At 61.6% G+C, this 19,274-nt stretch carries 18 protein-coding genes; 11 read left to right on the top strand and 7 right to left on the bottom strand.

The features are described 5' to 3' along the window. Nucleotides 1-4: 4 nt before the first annotated feature. From ACYUCQ_RS09030 to ACYUCQ_RS09020, 3 genes are read right to left on the bottom strand one after another with little or no spacing between them, the layout of a single operon-like run. Entirely contained in the window at nt 5-451 is a 447-nt protein-coding gene (locus tag ACYUCQ_RS09030; protein WP_460254199.1) for an OsmC family protein, read from the bottom strand. 15 nt (nt 452-466) lie between these two features. After that, a complete protein-coding gene (locus tag ACYUCQ_RS09025; protein ID WP_460254198.1) occupies nt 467-1,366 on the bottom strand; it encodes an MBL fold metallo-hydrolase in 900 nt (299 codons plus the stop codon). Then, complete coding sequence (locus ACYUCQ_RS09020) at nt 1,347-2,048, bottom strand: CBS domain-containing protein (RefSeq protein ID WP_460254197.1); 702 nt, start codon at nt 2,046-2,048, stop codon at nt 1,347-1,349. Before ACYUCQ_RS09020 ends, ACYUCQ_RS09025 begins: the two co-directional genes overlap by 20 nt. Nucleotides 2,049-2,223: 175 nt before the next feature. On the opposite strand from ACYUCQ_RS09020, the gene ACYUCQ_RS09015 reads away from it, so the two are divergent. The 5 genes from ACYUCQ_RS09015 (at nt 2,224) to phoB (ending at nt 6,354) form a co-directional block, all read left to right on the top strand. Continuing rightward, on the top strand, nt 2,224-3,189 hold the full coding sequence (locus ACYUCQ_RS09015) for a hypothetical protein (protein ID WP_460254196.1): 966 nt from the start codon (nt 2,224-2,226) through the stop codon (nt 3,187-3,189). 73 nt (nt 3,190-3,262) lie between these two features. Next, a complete protein-coding gene (locus ACYUCQ_RS09010) occupies nt 3,263-3,907 on the top strand; it encodes a peroxiredoxin (protein ID WP_460254195.1) in 645 nt (214 codons plus the stop codon). A gap of 154 nt (nt 3,908-4,061) precedes the next feature. After that, a complete protein-coding gene (pstB, locus tag ACYUCQ_RS09005) occupies nt 4,062-4,865 on the top strand; it encodes a phosphate ABC transporter ATP-binding protein PstB (protein ID WP_460254194.1) in 804 nt (267 codons plus the stop codon). Nucleotides 4,866-4,912: 47 nt separating this feature from the next. Beyond that, entirely contained in the window at nt 4,913-5,629 is a 717-nt protein-coding gene (phoU, locus tag ACYUCQ_RS09000; RefSeq protein ID WP_460254193.1) for a phosphate signaling complex protein PhoU, read from the top strand. A 20-nt stretch (nt 5,630-5,649) separates the two neighbouring features. Beyond that, nucleotides 5,650-6,354 (top strand): phosphate regulon transcriptional regulator PhoB, encoded by a 705-nt coding sequence (gene phoB / locus ACYUCQ_RS08995; protein ID WP_460254192.1) that lies wholly within the window; start codon nt 5,650-5,652, stop codon nt 6,352-6,354. A 12-nt stretch (nt 6,355-6,366) separates the two neighbouring features. Here phoB and ACYUCQ_RS08990 read toward each other — a convergent pair whose 3' ends face one another. Further along, nucleotides 6,367-6,498, bottom strand: coding sequence for a hypothetical protein (locus ACYUCQ_RS08990; RefSeq protein WP_460254191.1), 132 nt, complete (start codon nt 6,496-6,498; stop codon nt 6,367-6,369). Nucleotides 6,499-6,677: 179 nt separating this feature from the next. Further along, nucleotides 6,678-7,298 carry an AAA family ATPase gene (locus ACYUCQ_RS08985; RefSeq protein ID WP_460254190.1) on the bottom strand — a complete coding sequence of 207 codons (621 nt, stop codon included), beginning with the start codon at nt 7,296-7,298 and terminating at the stop codon, nt 6,678-6,680. A 192-nt stretch (nt 7,299-7,490) separates the two neighbouring features. Between ACYUCQ_RS08985 and ACYUCQ_RS08980 the strand changes: the two genes are divergently transcribed. The 5 genes from ACYUCQ_RS08980 (at nt 7,491) to ACYUCQ_RS08960 (ending at nt 15,065) form a co-directional block, all read left to right on the top strand. Beyond that, nucleotides 7,491-8,354: a DUF2189 domain-containing protein gene (locus ACYUCQ_RS08980; RefSeq protein WP_460254189.1), complete on the top strand. Its 864-nt coding sequence runs from the start codon at nt 7,491-7,493 to the stop codon at nt 8,352-8,354. A 296-nt stretch (nt 8,355-8,650) separates the two neighbouring features. Further along, complete coding sequence (locus ACYUCQ_RS08975; RefSeq protein ID WP_460254188.1) at nt 8,651-9,514, top strand: cytochrome c oxidase subunit 3; 864 nt, start codon at nt 8,651-8,653, stop codon at nt 9,512-9,514. Nucleotides 9,515-9,559: 45 nt separating this feature from the next. Further along, nucleotides 9,560-11,179: a cytochrome c oxidase subunit I gene (gene ctaD / locus ACYUCQ_RS08970; RefSeq protein ID WP_460254187.1), complete on the top strand. Its 1,620-nt coding sequence runs from the start codon at nt 9,560-9,562 to the stop codon at nt 11,177-11,179. A 99-nt stretch (nt 11,180-11,278) separates the two neighbouring features. Continuing rightward, nucleotides 11,279-12,670 (top strand): NAD(P)H-hydrate dehydratase, encoded by a 1,392-nt coding sequence (locus ACYUCQ_RS08965; protein WP_460254186.1) that lies wholly within the window; start codon nt 11,279-11,281, stop codon nt 12,668-12,670. 25 nt (nt 12,671-12,695) lie between these two features. Beyond that, the gene (locus ACYUCQ_RS08960; protein ID WP_460254185.1) at nt 12,696-15,065 is read left to right on the top strand and encodes a 1-deoxy-D-xylulose-5-phosphate synthase N-terminal domain-containing protein; all 2,370 of its coding nucleotides are present in this window, start codon (nt 12,696-12,698) and stop codon (nt 15,063-15,065) included. Nucleotides 15,066-15,184: 119 nt separating this feature from the next. Here the strand turns inward: ACYUCQ_RS08960 and ACYUCQ_RS08955 are convergent, their stop codons facing one another. Then, entirely contained in the window at nt 15,185-15,961 is a 777-nt protein-coding gene (locus ACYUCQ_RS08955) for an N-acyl amino acid synthase FeeM domain-containing protein (protein ID WP_460254184.1), read from the bottom strand. A gap of 292 nt (nt 15,962-16,253) precedes the next feature. On the opposite strand from ACYUCQ_RS08955, the gene ACYUCQ_RS08950 reads away from it, so the two are divergent. Then, nucleotides 16,254-18,527 (top strand): putative bifunctional diguanylate cyclase/phosphodiesterase, encoded by a 2,274-nt coding sequence (locus ACYUCQ_RS08950; protein ID WP_460254183.1) that lies wholly within the window; start codon nt 16,254-16,256, stop codon nt 18,525-18,527. Here the strand turns inward: ACYUCQ_RS08950 and ACYUCQ_RS08945 are convergent. Beyond that, nucleotides 18,470-19,258, bottom strand: coding sequence for a metal ABC transporter permease (locus ACYUCQ_RS08945; RefSeq protein WP_460254182.1), 789 nt, complete (start codon nt 19,256-19,258; stop codon nt 18,470-18,472). The genes ACYUCQ_RS08950 and ACYUCQ_RS08945 overlap by 58 nt on opposite strands. Nucleotides 19,259-19,274 lie beyond the last annotated feature (16 nt).

Raw genomic sequence — 19,274 nt, 5'->3', positions numbered from 1 at the left:
CCAATCAGGCCTTCACCGGGGTCCCGGCGCCATCCACCACCTGCACCGTGATCGGAATGCCCCGCGCCACCGAAGCCCCCACTGTGCAAAATTGCTCAAACTGCCCAACAATCCGGTCCAAATGACCAATCGACGCCGCCGGCTGGGCAAACTGGATCACCACCAAAATCGCCTGCACCCGCAAATGATTATGCTCATCGCGCCCCATCGTTGCGCTGACGTTGGTTCTAATCATTCCCGGCGTTTCACGAAACTTGGTCATCGCGAAATGAAAGCTCGATGACATGCAGCTCCCCACGGCGGCCAACAGCAACGCCACCGGGCTCGGCCCCGCACCGCCGCCCAGCGGCGGCGTTTCATCGGTGGTGAGCACCGCGATCCCCGGCCCGAAATCGCACGCAAAGCGATAATTCTCGACCTGGCGTAGCTCAATCTCGTGCGGTTCAGCCATTTTCAGCACCCAAATTTACAGCACATTAACCGGAATTTTCAAATAAACCGTACCGTTAGACTCTGCCGGCGGCATCGAGCCTGCGCGCATATTGACCTGGATTGATGGCAGAATCAGCCGTGGCATGTCCAGCGTCTTGTCGCGCGCCTCGCGCATCCGCACAAAATCATCCTCGCTGATCCCGTCATGCACATGAACATTATGCGCCCGCTCCGCCGCCACATTGGTTTCCCATTGATACGCCGTGCGCTCCGGTGGCAAATAATCATGGCACATAAACAGCCTTGTCTCAGGCGGCAGCGCGAATATTTTCTTGATCGAGCGAAACAAGGTGCGCGCATCGCCCCCCGGAAAATCGCACCGCGCCGTGCCATAATCGGGCATGAACAGCGTATCGCCAACAAAGGCGGCATCGCCAATCACCCACGTCATGCAAGCCGGCGTGTGCCCCGGCGTATGCAGCACATGCCCCTCTAACGCCCCAATCGCGAACCGGTCGCCATCGTGAAACAGCCGGTCAAACTGGCTGCCATCGCGCTCGAACGCGGTGCCAGCATTGAACACTTTGCCAAATATCCCCTGGACAATGGTGATATTCGCCCCAATCCCAATTTTGCCGCCCAGCGCCTGCTGAATATAAGGTGCCGCCGATAAATGATCCGCATGCACATGGGTCTCTAACACCCAATCCACCACCAGCCCCCGCGTTTGCACAGAGCGAATGATCTGATCAGCAAAATCGGTCGAGGTCCGGCCCGATGCCGGGTCAAACCCCAGCACCGAGTCGATCACCGCGCAATGCGCCGAACCCGGATCACGTACCACATAGCTCACCGTGTTGGTCGGCTCATCAAAAAACGCCTGCACGTCGGGCTTGATCACCGCCGCCCCTTCCTCAAAACGAGCCGTAGGCATAGCCACTCACCGGATCAATCAGCGCCAAATCCTCCGAAACGCTGCGCACGCCCGCCGTGTTCTCGGCAATCACCACCAGCGCTTGGCGCTCCGCCTCGCTGAACACCGAGCCGGATAATTGCGCCACGCCATCGCGCACCTTCACCTCAACCGTGCCCTTGGGCGCCCATTTCGATTTGGTGATCGACCGGCGGATCGCTGCGGCAATCATGTCATCGCTGCGCACCTCATCATCAACCACCAGCAACCGATCAACCAACGCCGCCAGCACATTGCGCCGCTCCAGCATCCCAACCAGCCGGTCACCATCAACCACCGGCACCTGTTTGATATGATGCTTGACCATCATCGCAATCGCATCGCCCAGCGCCATGTCTGGCGTCACACTGCGCACCGGCGTGGTCATCACTTCCCCTACATGCCGCCCCCTGGTTTTGACAAAGGCGCTGGCCGAGGTCTCCGGTGCCAGAAAGCCGCGCCACCAGCCAATATCCGGCGCCGTGTCCAATTCCGGTCGGCGCAGCAAATCACCATCGGTGATAATCCCGCGTAACAAGCCATTCCCGGCCACCACCGGCAACGCCGATACATGCCGGTCCAGCATAATCCGCGCCGCATCGCTCAGCGTCGTTTCTGGCGCCACGGTCAGCGGATCAAGCGTCATAATCTCTTTGATATTCATCACACCCCTCCAAAACATCTGCCCTCGTTCTACCGCGCCCCATCCGCGCCATCCTTGATCCAAATCAAATCAAGTTGCGGCCCCCAAACTGCAAAGGAGAGCGGCCAAGAGGATCGGCCAGAGGCAGAGGGGAGGGGGCTTGCCCGCACGTCAAATCCCATGTTCCATCCTGCCGATGAAACTCTGGACCATGCTGCTCACCGCACTCGCCCTATGCGCGCCCATCGCGCACGCCACCCCACCCATCGCCACGCTTTCATTGCCCGGCGGCAAAACCTTGTCGTATTTTGTCTCCCAACCGCCCAACCCAACGCCCATCAGCGCCCTCATCGTCATCGAAGGCTACCCGCGTGACGCGAACCGCACCTTCCGCGCCGCCGCCCTCGCCGCAGCACTCAATGGTCAAACCAGCAGCCCGGTCATCATCGCCCCGCTGTTCCAAGTGCCAACCACCGAAGCCGCCCGCTTCTGCCATTTCCCCGGCATGCCCGGCCCTACCGCAACCAACGCGCTGTGGCATTGCGGCACCTGGCTTAATGGCGCGCCGGCCATCAACGCCCCCATCACCGCCTTCGGCGCCTTGGATGCGCTGATCGACCAAACCCTGCGCCGCTACCCATCGGTGCAAACCATCACCATCGCCGGCTTCTCCGCCGGTGGGCAATTCACCCAGCGCTACGCCGCTTTCGCCGCCGCACCCTCCCGCCCGGTGCGCGAACGCTTCGTCATCGCCGATCCAAGCGCCTTTCTCTATTTCAACCGCTTCCGCCCGCACCCGCATCCGCAGAGCTGCCCCACCTATAATGATTGGAAATTCGGCACCGAAAACCTGCCCGCTTTTCTCTCCCGCAGCGCCGCCGCCGCCCGCGCCGCCTACAGCGCCGCCGACATCCATTATCTCGAAGGCGCGCTCGATCATGGCACCGGCAAAGGTACCGCCTATCGCATGTTGGAGAAAAACTGCGCCGCCGAAACCCAAGGGCGCTACCGCCTCGGGCGCGGCATCGCCTACGCCGCCTATGACCAGCGCGATCTCGCCCATGGCCGCCACACCCTGACCATCATTCCAGGCTGCGCCCACAATGTGAGCTGCGTATTCACCGCCAAAGAAGCCGCCGCCGCTTTGTTTGGCAAGCCATGATCGATCGCAGGTGGACATCACCACCGCACCCACCCATATCCGAGCCTCAACGTTTCTACCGGAGATACCAACAATGACACTACAACTCGGCGATACCGCGCCCGATTTCGATCAAGATAGCTCAGTCGGTAAACTGAATTTCTACAGCTATCTCGGCAATTCCTGGGGCATCCTGTTCAGCCACCCGGCTGACTATACCCCGGTTTGCACCACCGAACTGGCCGCCGTCGCCCGCCTGCAACCCGAATGGGACAAGCGCAACGTCAAGCCCATCGGCCTCTCGGTCGATACCGGCGAGAATCATGTCGGCTGGTCCAAAGACATCGAAGAAACCCAAGGCCAAAAGGTCAATTTCCCGATCCTGGCCGATCATGATCACAAGGTCAGCACCCTCTATGGCATGATCCACCCGAACGCGAGCAGCACCGCCACCGTGCGCTCGGTGTTCATCATCGATCCGGCCAAAAAAGTCCGCCTGATCCTGACCTACCCAATGGCCACCGGGCGCAATTTCAACGAAATCCTGCGCGTGATCGATAGTTTGCAACTCACCGATTCCGCTAAGGTCGCCACCCCGGCGGACTGGAAAGACGGCCAAGACGTCATCATCGTCACCTCGGTGTCCGATGAGGAAGCCAAGCAGCGCTTCCCCGAAGGCTTCAAAACCTTGAAGCCCTATCTGCGCATGGTCAAGCAACCCAAATTGCCGCACGCCTAACCGCAAATCCCGAAAATCGCCCTCCGATGGACCTTAAAATCAACCCATCGGCGGGCGATTGTCATAAAAGCTTCACCGAACTGTCATTGTCGTGGCATGAGTACGCTGTATTCAACCTCCCACCGGGCACCGCGCCCGAAATGAGAAGGGTCCCATGCCAGACGCCGTTGCTCGTATCGAACCCGTCGCCATGAGCGATGCCGCGATTCCGCGCATCGCCGTCCGGGGCCTGCGCTTTTATTATGGTGAAACCGCCGCCCTGCGCGACGTGTCGATTGACCTGCCGGATCGCCAAACCACCGCGATGATCGGACCCTCCGGCTGCGGCAAATCCACCCTGCTGCGCGTGCTCAACCGCATGTATGATCTTTATCCCGGCCAGCGCGCCGAGGGCGAAGTGCTGCTCGATGGCGAAAATATTCTTGCACCGGGGATCGATCTGAACCGCCTGCGTCGGCGCGTCGGCATGGTGTTCCAAAAACCCACCCCGTTCCCGAAATCGATTTACGAAAACGTCGCCTTCGGGGTGCGCCTGCATGAACGCCTCTCGCGCGCCGCGATGGATGAGCGGGTCGAATGGTCACTGACCCGCGCCGCCTTGTGGGGCGAGGTCAAAGACAAGCTCAAACAATCGGCCCACGCGCTCTCCGGCGGCCAGCAACAGCGCCTGTGCATCGCGCGCAGCATCGCGGTGCGCCCGCAAGTGCTCCTGCTCGATGAACCCACCAGCGCGCTCGACCCGATCTCGACCCTGAAAATCGAAGAATTGATCGATGAGCTAAAGCGCGATTTCACCATCGCCATCGTCACCCACAACATGCAACAAGCCGCCCGCTGTGCTGATCGCGTCGCGTTTTTCTATCTCGGCGAGCTGGTCGAATGCGCCCCCGCCACCGAACTCTTCACCGCCCCGCGCGAACGCCGCACCCAGGAATATATCACCGGTCGCTTCGGCTAACCCCGCGCAGCCCATCACGCGCCCCTCGTCACGCGCCAAGGAACATCATGCCCGAAGATAGTAAACATATCCTCACCAGCTTCGAGACCGACCTCGCCCGCCTGCGCGACATGATCGCGGCGATGGGCGGCATGGTCGAATCCGCGTTGTCGGATGCCGTCCGCGCCCTGCTCAGCCGCGATGCCGAACTCGCGGCCCGCGTGGTGGAACAGGATCAAAAAGTCGATGCCGAAGAGCGGGTGATCGAGCAATTCGCCATCCGCATCCTCGCTTTGCGCCAGCCCGTCGCCGATGATCTGCGCCATGTGGTCGCCGCCCTGAAAACCACGACCGATCTGGAACGGATCGGCGATTACGCGGCCAACGTCGCCAAGCGCACCATCGTGCTGAACCAGGTCACCCCCACCTACCCGCTGGCCAGCCTCGCGCAAATCTCGCGTCTGGTGCAGGAAAACCTCAAACTCACCATCGATGCCTTCAGCGAATCAGACGCAACCAAAGCCACCACCGTCTGGCGCGCCGATCAAATGATCGATGATCTCTACACCACCATCTTCCGCGAGCTGATCACCTACATGATGGAAGATCCCCGCAACATCTCGCCCTGCACCCATTTGCTGTTCATTGCCAAAAACCTCGAACGCATCGGCGATCACGCAACCAACATGGCGGAACTTACTTTCTACGCCACCACCGGCAAAAGCCTGCCCGACATCCGCCCCAAGGGCGATCTCTCCGCCGATTACGTCGCGCCCCAAAAATAGCTGCCACCCCAGGAGCCATCATGAGCGAAACCGCCCGCCCCACCATTCTCGTCGTCGAGGATGAAGCGCCTTTGGTCACGCTGCTGCGCTATAATCTGGAAAAACAAGGCTTCAAGGTCGATGAAGCGGGCGATGGCACCGAAGCCCTCGCCAAAATCACCGAATGCCCGCCCGATCTGATGCTGCTGGACTGGATGCTGCCCACCTTGTCGGGCATCGAATTATGCCGCCAAATCCGCCGCCGCCCCGCCACCCGCAATTTGCCGGTCATCATGCTCACCGCCCGTGCCGAGGATCAGGATGCGGTGCGCGGCCTCGAAACCGGCGCCGATGATTACGTGACCAAACCCTTCTCGCCCGATGCGCTGATCGCCCGCATCCGCGCCTTGCTGCGCCGGGCCGGCACCCCGCCAGCCAAAACCAAACTCACCTTCCATGATCTCGATCTGGACCCCGCGACCCATCGCGTCACCCGGGGCCGCCGCCTGCTGCATCTCGGCCCAACCGAATTTCGCCTGCTCGAATTTTTTCTCCGCCACCCCAAACGCGTCTTCACCCGCGAAGACGTGCTGAACGCCGTCTGGGGGCGTGACATCCATGTGGAACCTCGCACCGTCGATGTGCATATTCGCCGCCTGCGCAAAGCGATCAACGGCCCCAACGAGCTGGATCTGATCCGCACCGTCCGCGCCGCCGGCTACGCGCTCGACCCGCAAAGCACCTAATTTTCTCTAATTTTAATCTTCTCTGATTTGACTGTGCCCAACGATCAAGAGCGCCAAACCGGCAATCAGACCGCCATTCAGACCGGCAATCAGACCGGCAACAAGCCAAAAAAAAGGCCGATCCAGCGGATCGGCCAGCATCATTCTGATGCCTTAGAGGCTCCCTAAACTTGGCGGCTGGCGCCTCAGGGCCGAAGCCCGTCTCAAGCGCCATCGCTGTTTAATTACCGAAAAATAAAAACAACGCAAGAGGCTTTCGCCCGAAACCCTATTTTTTGAAAGAAAAAATGTATTACAAATAACCCGTCCAGGCTATTTTTATGTCACAGATCGCGCAAAGCCGCCCCCAACGCCGCACATTCTTCCCCGGCCAAGCCCGGTTTGGTCGCCTCGGCAACGCCCAAACCTTCGGCAAAACTCATGGCAAACGCCATCCGATTGCCCAAAGCGGGCAGCAGCGCCAAGCCGCGCGCGGCAATTTCCACCTCCAGCCGCCGCCGCAACCGCGAGGCCGCCGGCGCACGGTTAAACACCAGCGCCACCCGCCTTCGTTCCTCCGCCGCCCGCTTCAACGTCGCTTCCGCCGCCCATAAATCCGGCGGTGCCGGGTTCAGCGGCACCAACACCAAATCCGCCTCGCGAATCGCCCGCGCCTGATCGCCATCAAGCACGGGCGGCGTATCAATCAGCACAATCTCGTGACTGGCGCGGAACTGATCGAGCGCCCGGCTCAGCCGCCAGCCGGTCACGCTCTGCACGCTCACATCCGCGCGCGCCCGCGCTTGCTGCGCCCGGAGCAACCCCCACGCCGCCAACGTCCCTTGCGGATCAATATCAATACACGCCACCCGCCGCTCCATCCCGAACCAAACCGCAAGCTGGGCCACCACCATGCTCTTGCCCGCCCCGCCTTTTTGCTGCGCCACCGCAATGATCCGCGCCATGATTTCGCTCCTCGATGATTGCATCGCGGTTGCGCCGGTCGAATTGACTGGACAATCGCTCGATCTGTTCGCACACTGTTCGGCATCAATTGTGTATGCCATAGTCTGAATATGGGGAGCGTCGCCCCCAGCGATGCTATGATACCCAAAATAAGTTACCAGCTAAAATAAGTTACCAGAAGGAACCGATCCATGCGCGCCCAAAATCCGTTTTTCTGGCCATTCGAACAAATTTTTTCGGGCCTGTCCGCGGTCGGATCAGAAGACAGCGCCGATTATTGGCCGCAATCCGCCCTCACCACCCGCCCGGCGGTGATCAGCAAAATCTCCCTGGCCGATTTCCCGGTCGTCTTGCTCGATGGGCTGAGCGATTTTGGCGCCAACCGCGCCGATGGCATTTTACTGTGCCTGATTCTCCCCGTCATCGGTGTGGTCGGCACCCTCGCCGCCGGCGGTCGCGGCTATTTCGACCTGATTTTTCCGCTTTTCTCCGGTTTCGTGCTGGTCAGCCCAATCGCCGCCTTCGCGTTTTTCGAAATGAGCCGCCGCCGTGGCCTCGATCAGCGGGCCGGTTGGCGTGACGCGCTGGGCCTGTTTGCCTCACCCGCCATCGGCTCCGTCATCATGCTGAGCCTAATCCTGGTCTCGTTGTTCATCCTGTGGGTCAGCATCGCCCATTTTCTGTATCTCGATCTGATGGCCCCGCATTTGCCAAACTCGCTGCAAGCCTTGGTCATCCGCACCTTCACCACGGCACCCGGCTGGCATTTGCTGATCATTGGCTACGCGGTCGGCCTGATGTTCGCCATGCTGGTCCTCGCCCTCACCGTGGTCGCGTTTCCGGTGGTGCTGGACCGGCCCATCGGCCTGCTCGCCGCCATCAGCCTGTCATTCCGCGCCTTTGCGATGAATTTCTTCCCGCTGATGGTCTGGGGGCTGATCGTCTCGCTGCTGCTCGCGATCGGCACCGGCCTGTTTTTGCTCGGCCTGGTCGTGGTCCTGCCGGTGCTCGGCCACGCGACCTGGCATCTCTATCGCCGAATAATCCATTTCTGAGCTTTCGCGCCAAGACCGACCCGACTGCCGCGCCCAATCAAAACGTCTTGATCAAAACCCGATCGGGCGCGGTTTCCGCCTTGACATATTCATAAATATCAATCTATCTAACTATGTAATCGTCCATGAGCCCTCAACAATCCAATCATCCGCTTCGCCTCACGTCACTTTGTGTCAACCCCGCATCATCACATGAAATTGTGAAACCAACGACCCGGCGATGGCCCCGACCCGCTCCGTATCCTGCTATGGATGCAAGCGTCCGCATGCAACCATGATGTTCGAAAGGTCCCGCCGTGAGCATTGATCATCACCCGGCCCCCGCAGGCGAGGGAATCGGCATCCCCGAAACCGTGCCCAGCCCGTTTCGTCCGGTGGGCCTCAGCCCATGGCCGCTCGCCATCGCCGTTGCCTCCATGCTCACCTCCGGCGGCGCCATCGCAGTTTGGGCGCATCATGGCTATTGGCTGCTGGCCTTCGGGTTGCTGTCGTTCATCGCCGTCATCACCCTCTGGGGGCGCGATGTTTTCCGCGACGCGCTGAAATCCACCAAAGCCGCCATCATCGTCGGCAATAGTTTCCGCTACGCGATGGCCCTGTTCATCACCACCGAACTGTTTTTGTTCGTCGCGTTTTTCTGGGGCTATTTCAATTTCTTCTTCTTCCCCGGCAAGCAAGGAATCGGCTACGCCCCGGTCTGGCCCCCCAACGCCATCCACACCATCAATCCGCTGGGCGAACCACTCTTCGCCACTTTGGTCATGCTGCTCTCCAGCACCACCCTGACCGGCGCGTTCGATGGTGTGCTCACTGGCAATCGCACCAACGCCAAGGTTGGCACCTTCGCCACCCTGATCCTCGGCCTCGCCTTTCTCGGCGGCCAAATCTACGAATATGCCAATCTGCCGTTTCCGCTATTTCACGGCGGCATCTACCCCTCGCTGTTTTTCATCCTCACCGCGTTCGATGGCATGCATGTCCTGGTCGGCGTCGTGCTGCTCGCCCTCGCCCTGGTCCGGCTGAATGACGGCAAATTCGGGCCCAACAGCTTCGCCGGCTTTCAAACCATCGCTTGGTATTGGACCTTCGTTGATGTGCTTTGGCTGTTTTTGTTCGTCACTTTGTATTGGGTCGGTGCCAGCGCGGTCACCGTATCATGATGATCTCCCATTTCTCCCATCGCTCGGTCGAAAGGTTTTTGCTCCATGTCTGATGACATCCTCGCCCGCGCGGCGTCGCTCCCCGCGCATGACGATCATGCCCATCACTCGGACCGCACCAGTTTCTGGGGCCGCTGGCTGCTGAGCACCAACCATAAAGACATCGGCACGCTCTATATCGTCTGGGCAATGATCGCCGGGGTCGAAGGCGGGATTCTTTCCTTCATCATGCGCGCCCAGCTGATGTATCCGAACAATACGCTGATCACCTCGGGCCAAACCTGGAACGCCATCGTCACCGCCCACGGCCTGCTGATGATCTTTTTCCTGGTCATGCCCGCTTTGATCGGCGGCTTTGGCAATTGGTTCGTGCCCATCCTGGTCGGCGCGCCAGACATGGCGTTCCCACGCCTGAATAATATGAGCCTCTGGTTCCTGGTGATGGGCCTGATTTTCGTCAATCTCGGCCTGTTCGTCGGGCCTGGAACCGGCATCGGCTGGTCGCTCTACCCGCCTTTGTCGGATGCGCAATATCAGCCCGGCGTCTCGGTTGATTTCACTTTGATGGGCCTGCAGCTCGCTGGCGTCTCTTCGCTCGCCGGTGCGGTCAATTTCATCGCGACGATACTGAATATGCGCGCCCCCGGCATGGGCATGTTCAAAATGCCGCTTTTTGTCTGGGCGATGCTGGTCACCTCTTTCATGCTCATCATGGCGGTGCCGGTGCTCTCAGGGGCTATCACCATGCTGCTGATGGATCGTAATTTCGGCACCGCCTTCTTCGAGCCGAATGGCGGCGGTGACCCGGTGCTGTTCCAGCATTTATTCTGGTTCTTCGGCCACCCCGAAGTCTATATCATGATCCTGCCCGCCTTCGGCATCATGAACCAAGTCATCCCCACCTTCTCGCGCAAGCCCATTTTCGGCTATGCGGGCATGGTCTACGCCACCATGGCCATCGGCTTTCTCGGCTTCCTGGTCTGGGGCCATCACATGTTCGTCTCGGGCATCAGCCATGACAGCAAGGCCTATTTCGAAGCCGCCACCCTGGTCATCGCGGTGCCAACCGGCGTGAAAATCTTCACCTGGCTCGCCACCATGTGGGGCGGGTCGATCGAGCTGAAAACCCCGATGCTCTGGGCGCTCGGCTTCATTTTCATGTTCGTGGTCGGCGGTGCCACCGGCATCGTGCTGGCCAATGCCGGGCTGGATACCGACCTGCACAACACATACTTCCTGGTCGCGCATTTCCACTATGTGCTGTCCATGGGTGCCACCTTCGCCCTGTTCAGCGGGTTTTATTACTGGATCGGCAAAATGTCCGGCAAACCCTATCCCGAATTCTGGGGCAAGGTGCATTTCTGGACCTTCTTCATCGGCACCAACCTCACCTTCTTCCCCCAGCATTTCCTCGGCCTCGCCGGCATGCCGCGCCGCTACCCGGACTATCCCACCGCCTTCGCCGGCTGGAATTTCGTCTCCTCGGTGGGGGCCATGGTCGATGCGCTGAGCATCATCATCTTCGCTTACGTGCTGATCCGCATCTTCACCTCAAAAGAACAGCTCGCCGATAATTACTGGGGCCCAGGCGCCACCTCGCTCGAATGGAGCATTCCCTCGCCCGCCCCGGAACATACGTTCGAGCATATCCCGATCATCCGATAGACCCCCCTCTATCGGTGATGCCGCCGAGGCCGTAACGGATTCACTCCCCGGAATCCGGGCACTCTGGCAAGAGGAGCGGTTCCTGCCAACATAACGGGCATGGAACCGCTCCTGACGCCCGCCCAATGCGCCCGTATCGATCACGCTGCCGCCGCCTGCGGCACGCCGCTCGCAACCCTGATGCAGCATGCCGGGCGCGCCGTCGCCCACGCCATCCGCCGCCATTACCAGCCCTGTCGCGTGCTGGTCCTGGCTGGCCCCGGCCATAATGGCGGCGATGGTTATGTCGCCGCTCGCCTGCTGGCCCAATGGGGTTGGCCCGTCGCCGTCAGCCCGGTGCTCGGCCCGCCCACCGCCCCGCAAGCCGCCGCCGCCTGCGCGCGCTGGCGCGGCCCCTTGGTTCCCGCCGAAACCCACCTCCACCGCGCCGATCTGGTGGTGGATGCCATCGTCGGTGCCGGCCTCTCGCGTGATCTCGCGCCCAACCTCGCCGGCCTGCTCGCCCAAGCCCGCAGGCTGATCGCCATCGATGTTCTCTCCGGCATCGATGGCACCACCGGGGCGCTGCGCGGGGTCGATGCAAAGGCGGAGCGCACCATCACCTTCGTCGCGCGCAAACCCGGCCACCTGCTCTATCCGGGCCGCGCCCATAGCGGCATTCTGCACTGTGCGGACATCGCGATGCCCGCCGCCGCCCTCGCCACCATCACGGTCGATCTCTGGCGCAACACCCCAAGCCTCTGGCGCCTGCCCGCGCCCGATCCTGGCGGCCATAAATATCAGCGCGGCAGCTTGACGCTCCTCTCCGGCACTATGCCAGGTGCCGCGCTGCTCGCCGCCACCGCCGCCCGCCGCACCGGCGCGGGCCTCGTGACCATCGCGGCCCCCACCACCATCACCGCCCCACCCGGCATCATCACCACCCTGGATTCCCTGGAATCGCTGCTGGCCGATTCGCGTCGGCAAACCTGGCTCTGCGGCCCCGGCCTCGGCATCGAGCGCGCGGGCACTGCCCTCGCCGCCCTGATCGCCGCCCGCCGCACCATCGTCGCCGACGCTGACGCCCTCACCGCCTGCGCCGGTGCGCCTGAAAAGCTGCGCGGCACCGCCATCATCACCCCGCATCACGGCGAGTTCCGCCGCCTATTCCCCACCATGGCCGATAAACTCACCGCCGCCCGCGCCGCCGCCGCACAAACCGGCGCCGTCGTGATTTATAAAGGGCCAGACACCGTGATCGCCGCCCCCGATGGCCGCGCCGCCATCAATGATAACGCACCCCCCAGCCTCGCCACCGCCGGCGCGGGCGATGTGCTGGCGGGCATCGCCGCCGCCTTGCTCGCCCAAGGCATGCACGCGTTCGAAGCCGCTTGCGCCGCCGTCTGGCTGCACGGTGCTGCGGCCCAAAGCGGCGGCGTGGGCCTGATCGCCGAAGACCTCGCGGACCGCCTGCCCGCCGCCATAGCGCAAGCCGCCCTTTCCCTGATATAACCACCCCAAGCACCGGGGACCGACCATGGACATCAGCACCGACCATCATTTCACCGCACCAGCGGCGGCCGATTACGCTTCGCTCCGCCAGATCGAGCGCAAATTGCTCTGGCTATCCTCCTGGATGATCCATAACGCCAACCATCTGCGCCCCAACCGCGATGGGCTGAAAGTCGGCGGCCACCAAGCCTCCTGCGCCTCGGTGGTCTCGATCATGACGGCGCTCTATTTCCACATGCTCCGCCCGCAAGACCGCGTCGCGGTCAAACCCCACGCCGCCCCGGTGCTGCACGCGATCAATTACCTATTCGGTCGCCAAACCATCGAAAAAATGGCCGCCATCCGTCAAATGGGCGGCGCCCAAGCCTATCCCTCCCGCGCCAAAGACGGCGCCGAGATCGATTTTTCCACCGGCTCCGTCGGCCTCGGCGTCGCCATCACCTCCTTCGCTGCCCTGATCCAAGATTATCTGCGCGCCCATGATTTGATCGACCCCGCACGCCCCGCCGCCCGTCACGTCGCCATCGCGGGCGATGCCGAGCTTGATGAGGGCAATATCTACGAAGCCCTGCTCGAAGGCTGGAAGCATGATGTGCGCGATGTCTGGTGGGTGGTCGATTACAACCGCCAAAGCCTGGATTCGGTGATGCCCGATCGCCTATTTGGTCGCTTCGAAGGCCTGTTCCGTGACATGGGCTGGAAGGTGATGAGCCTGAAATACGGCAAATCCCTCGAAGCCGCCTTCCGCAAACCCGGCGGCAACGCCCTGCGCGCCTGGATCGATGATTGCCCGAACAGCCTCTATTCCGCCCTCACCTTCCAAGGCGGTGCCGCCTGGCGTCAGGCCCTGATCGCGGATCTCGGACGCGCCCGCACCACCCGCGCGATCATCGATCCGCTGTCGGATGCCGAGCTCGCCACCCTGATGACCAATCTCGCCGGCCATGATCTCCCCACCCTGATCGAAGCCTTCACCGCAGCCGCCGCCTCGGATCAACCCACCTGCTTCCTGGCCTACACCACCAAAGGCGCTGGCCTGCCCTTCGCCGGCCACAAGGATAATCACTCCGGCCTGATGAATGACGAACAAATGGCCGCCTTCCGCGCCAGCATGGCGATCCGCGATGGCCATGAATGGGACAAGTTCGAAGGGCTGGACGCGCCCGACCGGCTCCAGCATTTCATCCAATCGGTGCCCTTCGCCACCAAGCTGCTCCCGGATGGCCGGAATTATCATTCACCCATCGTGCCGGTGCCGCCGCATTTGCCGCACGCCCCATTCGCCGGGCGCAAAACCTCCACCCAAGGCGGCTTTGGCGAAATCCTCGCCGAAATCGGTCGCGCCGAAGGCCCCTGCGCCGAACTCGCCCGCCACATCGTCACCATGAGCCCGGATGTCACGGTCTCGACCAATCTCGGCCCCTGGGTCAATCGCCGTGGCGTGTTTGATCGGCATACCCGCAACGACGTGTTCCGCGATTCCAAACTCGCCTCCGCCCAGCGCTGGGGCATGAGCCCGGATGGTCAGCATATCGAGCTGGGCATCGCGGAGCAAAATCTGTTTTTGCTCCTCGCCGCCGCCGGCCTCGCCGCGCCCATGCAAGGCGCGCGCCTGCTGCCCATCGGCACCGTCTACGACCCGTTCGTCAATCGCGGCCATGATGCCCTGGTCTATGGCTGCTATCAGGATGCCCGCTTCCTGCTGGTCGCCACCCCCTCCGGCATCACCCTCGCCCCCGAAGGCGGCCAGCATCAATCAACCAACACGCCGCTGCTCGGCATGGTGCAAGACCGCATCGCCGCCTACGAACCGGCCTATTGTGATGAATTATCGATCCTGCTCCGCCACGCCTTTGACTGGATGCAGCGCCCCGAAGGCAGTTCGGTCTGGCTGCGCCTCTCCACCCGCACCCTGACCCAACCCACCCGCACACTCGACCCGCTCGCCGTCATCGCCGGCGCGCATTGGGTGCGCCCCCCCGCGCCCGGCGCGCGCATCGCCCTTCTCTACCAAGGTGCTGTTGCCCCCGAAGCCGAAGAAGCATTCGCGGCAGTGCTGGCCGATGAGCCGAGCGCCGGGCTGATGGCGCTCACCAGCCCGGACATTCTGTTCGCCGATTGGCGCGCCGCCCAACATGCCCGCCAAACCGGCACGCCCACCGCCCAAGCGCCGATCGAAACCCTGCTCGCCCCCCTCGCGCATCACGCCGCCTTGGTCACCGTGCTCGATGGCCACCCCACCACCCATGCCTGGCTCGGCGGCGTGCGCGGCCAACGCATTTTTACCCTCGGCCCGGATCGCTTCGGCCAATCGGGCGATATCCCCGACCTATATCGCGAATATCGCATCGATACCGATGCCATCCTCAATGCCTGCGCCCAAGCCCTGCTTTAGAGCATTTTCCGTTCGCATAAGCTTACGGATAATGCTCTAAATCATTGTTTTGGCAAGAAACTTTATCCGATCAGATGATTCCATCTGATCGGATGTTGCTCTAACCCCCCTTTCGCGCATCACGCCGCCACCGCGCCCGCCGCCGGTGCCGTGTGCGGCGTGGGCAGATACAGCGCCGTGCGCTCACCGGAAATCAAGCTGCCATAAACCGCATCCTCGGTCGAAATCCCCCGCAAAAACGGCAATTCCGCCCGCGCCGAGCCAAAATGCGCGCGAAAACACGCCGTCAACGCCGCTTTATAGGTCAGATTCGGATATTGCCGTGGTTCTTGGATTTTCTGAAATCCAAAGCGCCGATACATCGGCACATGATGCGGACGGCAAGCATTCAACACGATGTCGGCCTTATAATACAGCACCAAATACCCAACCGCCCGAAACAGCGCATGCACCACCGTCATATCATTGGCAAAATCCGGCGAGCGCGCCATCCGGCTCACCTCAACGGCCCGTTGCGGCGCACCCGGCGTCGCAAAGCCACTCAACATTTCCCGAATTTCGGTCTCGAAAATCTCCATCGCCGGTACACGATCCGCCTCGGGCATCTGGCCCGTGGCATCAAACAAGCATAACCGCACCGTCGCAGCGGGCACGTTATTCTTATAGATCACGACCATTTTAACGTTGGCTCGCCCGTCATACTTATCAATGAACAGACCGTCTTCCTGCGGGTTCACATAGCCGTATGACCGATACCCCTCATGGCGAACGCGGAAACCGTCGCGCGCAATCGAGGGGTTGAGTGCAAGCTGTAAGCTGATATCCTCAGGCTCCTGAATGCCCGGAAAGCTGACGGCCCGCACCTTATTTTGGGCAACAAAATCAAAACCGTCCATTGCGATACACTCCTTGTTCGCGTTAAGATTACGTGTGGTTGGGTTTTACACGCTCAGGCAGTATCGCCCGAACCGTGCGCTTAGCCCAGATAAATTTACTTTAAGTTGAAAAATAGGTAGAACCATCCGCGTGTCATCGTTCGTCGATCGTTGGATCGAACTATCGTCTCGCCCGTGGCGGGAGTTGAGGGCGCGCGCGGCTGCCAAACGAAACACAGCGCCTATCCCCGCGGCCCTGCGTCGGCGCGTCGATATCATCCAGCTTGAGACCCGCGCCCGATTGAGCATCGCCATGTCCATCGTCGGCGTGATCATCGTCGGCGCGCTGATTCTCGGCTTTGATGATCGTTTGGCGATCCGGCAACTGAATATCGGCTTCGCCTGCGTTATCATCGGCTACGGGCTTTTGGTCCTGCAGGCGCGCAGTTGGCTGCTCAGCCCCGATAAAGAAACCGCCTACCCAAAATCGATGGTGCGGTTCCAGCTCATTTTGCTCCTGCTCGGATTTTGCTGGGCGATCATTCTGATCGTCGCAATCCGGGTGGGCACCCCCGATCAGCGCGGCATGATCTATGCCCTCGCCATCGCGCTGATCTCCACCACCATGATCTCCGGTCCGGCGCGCTACGCATTATCATTTTGGGCGCCCGTCACGCTTGGCGCCTACGTTGCCTTTATTGCCGACGCCCCAACCTTCTTCATGCCGATCCTGATCGCGCTCACCGCCTACAGCCTGCTCAGCCTGTTCTCGATCCTGTCGCTCAATGCCAAAATGTTCGAGCGCGAATTGAACCTCGTCGAAGTCGCCAATCAGCGCGACACGATCGGCCTGTTGCTGCGCGATTTCCAGGAAGGCAGCGGCAGCTTCCTCTGGGAGAGCAACGCCAATCTGCGGGTCGCCCAATTTTCCGACCAGATCGACCTCACCACCGGCCATATCGGCAATGTGCTCGCCGCCATCGCCACCCCGCCCGGTGCCGCCGAACCCCTGCAATCCTCCGAATCCCTCAAACAAATCGCCGCCGCCATGCGCGAACGCGCCCCATTCAAGGATGTGGTGATCCGCGCCTACACCAAATCCGGCGCGCGCTGGTGGTCCATCGCCGGCAAACCGGTGTTCAACGCCGATCAGATTTTCACCGGCTATCGCGGCCTCTGCACCGATGTCACCGAGCGCGAAGATTATCGCCAACGCATCGAGTTCAACGCCAGCCGTGATTATCTGACCAAAACCTATAACCGCGCCGCCTTCACCCGCATCCTCGCCGAATTATGCACGCCGCCCATCCTGTCCAACACCGGCACGCCGCAAACCAGCGCTCTGCTCTGCCTCGATCTGGACCGTTTCAAAACCGTCAATGATAATTACGGTCACGCCATTGGCGACCGCCTGCTGCTCGCCGTCGCCGGGCGCATCGGTGCCTGCGTGCGCGGGCAAGATCACGTATTTCGCCTCGGTGGCGATGAATTCGCGGTGCTGGTCCCCCAAGCCAGCGAGGCGGAGGCCATCGCCGTGGCGCAACGCCTGATCAAAGCCCTTATCGAGCCGTTCCGCCTGACCTCGCTGGCCACCAGCGTCAGCGTCACCATCGGCGTCAGCATCGGCATCGCCCTGACCCCCACCGACAGCAACAACCCTGAAATCCTGCATCATTGCGCGGATCTCGCTCTGTATCGCGCCAAATCAACCGGCGGCAATCATTGCTGCTGCTATGATGCCGCGCTCGATGATCGCCATAGCCGCAATCAAACCCTGCAACTCGAACTCAGCCGCGCGGTCGAGCGCAACCAGCTCTCTTTGGTGTTTCAGCCCATCGTCAATTTACAAACCGGTGCCATCGTCGCCGCCGAAGCGCTGCTGCGCTGGACCCACCCGGCCTTTGGCAATATTCCGCCGGATCGCTTCGTGCCCATGCTGGAGCAAATCGGGCAAGTTGGCGTAGTGGGTGATTTGGTCAAAGATTGCGCCTTTCGCACCGCCGCCCGCATCCGCCCGGATATCGCTATCGCGATCAATCTCTCTGCCCTGCAACTCGCCGATCCTGATTTGCCCGCCCGCATCGCCGAAAACCTCGCCCGCAACGCGCTCCCCGCCCCGCGCATCGAGTTCGAAGTCACCGAAACCTCGCTCCTCGATGATGATCCGCAAAAACTCAGCATGCTGCACGCCATCCGCGCCCTTGGCTGCCGCATCGCCCTCGATGATTTCGGCACCGGCTATTCCTCGCTGCGCCTGCTCGACAAATTCCCGTTCGATAAATTGAAAATCGATGGCTCCTTCATCCATGACCCGGCGGATTCCGATCGGCGCACCCATATCCTCGCCTCCATGATCGAGCTGGGCCACAAGCTCGGCATCACTGTCACCGGCGAGGGCATCGAAACCGCCGAGCAAGCCGCCCGCCTCGCCGCCTTGGGCTGCCATGATGGTCAAGGCTTCCTGTTTTCCCGTCCCATCCCAATGGATGAGTTCCGCGAAAAATTCAGCGCCGAAGCCGCCGCCCCGGATCACCCAATCCTCAGCCGCCACACCGCCGGGCTGCGCGCCGCCCGCCCCAGCGCATAGGCCAGCGCGCCAAACCCACCCACAAAAAACCCAATCGGCCAGTTGGTCTGATACGATAATGCCAGCGCCAGCCAAACAATCGCCAGCGCCAGTCCCACCGATAACGCCAAGCCCAGCCAAGGCCGATCCGTCAAATTGCGCGCCGCCGAGGCCGGCCCCACCATCAAGCTGAACACCAGCAGCGCCCCCACCACCGGCAGCGCCACAATCTCCGCCAACGCCAGGATCATCAAAAACACCAGATCCATCCGCCCCGGCGCAATCGCCCGCGCCCGCGCCAATTCCGGGGATACGGCACTGAGCAAGAGCGGGCGCAACAGCATCAACGTCGCCCCCGCCGCGAGCGCGCTCAGCCCGGCAATCGGCCAAATCGCCGCCCGGCTCACCCCCAAAACCTGCCCGAATAACAGCGCATCCACCATCTGCGCATAATCATGGCCCAAACTCAGCAACAATGTGCCAATCCCCAGCAGCAACACCAAGGTCAGCGCGGTCGCCACTTCGGGCCGGCCCTGACGGCTGAAACCATGAATGCCCAGCACCCCCAGCCCCGCGAACACCACCAGCCCGGCAATCTCATTCACCCCCAGCAGCGCCGCCGCCGCCGCCCCTGGAAACGCGCTCAACGGCAGCGCATGCGCCGCGAACGAGGCACCGCGCAGCACCACGAAATACCCCACCAACCCCGCCGTCGCCGCCACAATCGTCGCGACAATCCAGCTATTGATCATGAAGCTGGAAAACATG

It is taken from the genome of Acidiphilium sp. MT5 (assembly GCF_054767495.1).
Note: the sequence above shows the minus strand (reverse complement) of the source record. Positions and strands in the feature narration are given on the sequence as shown.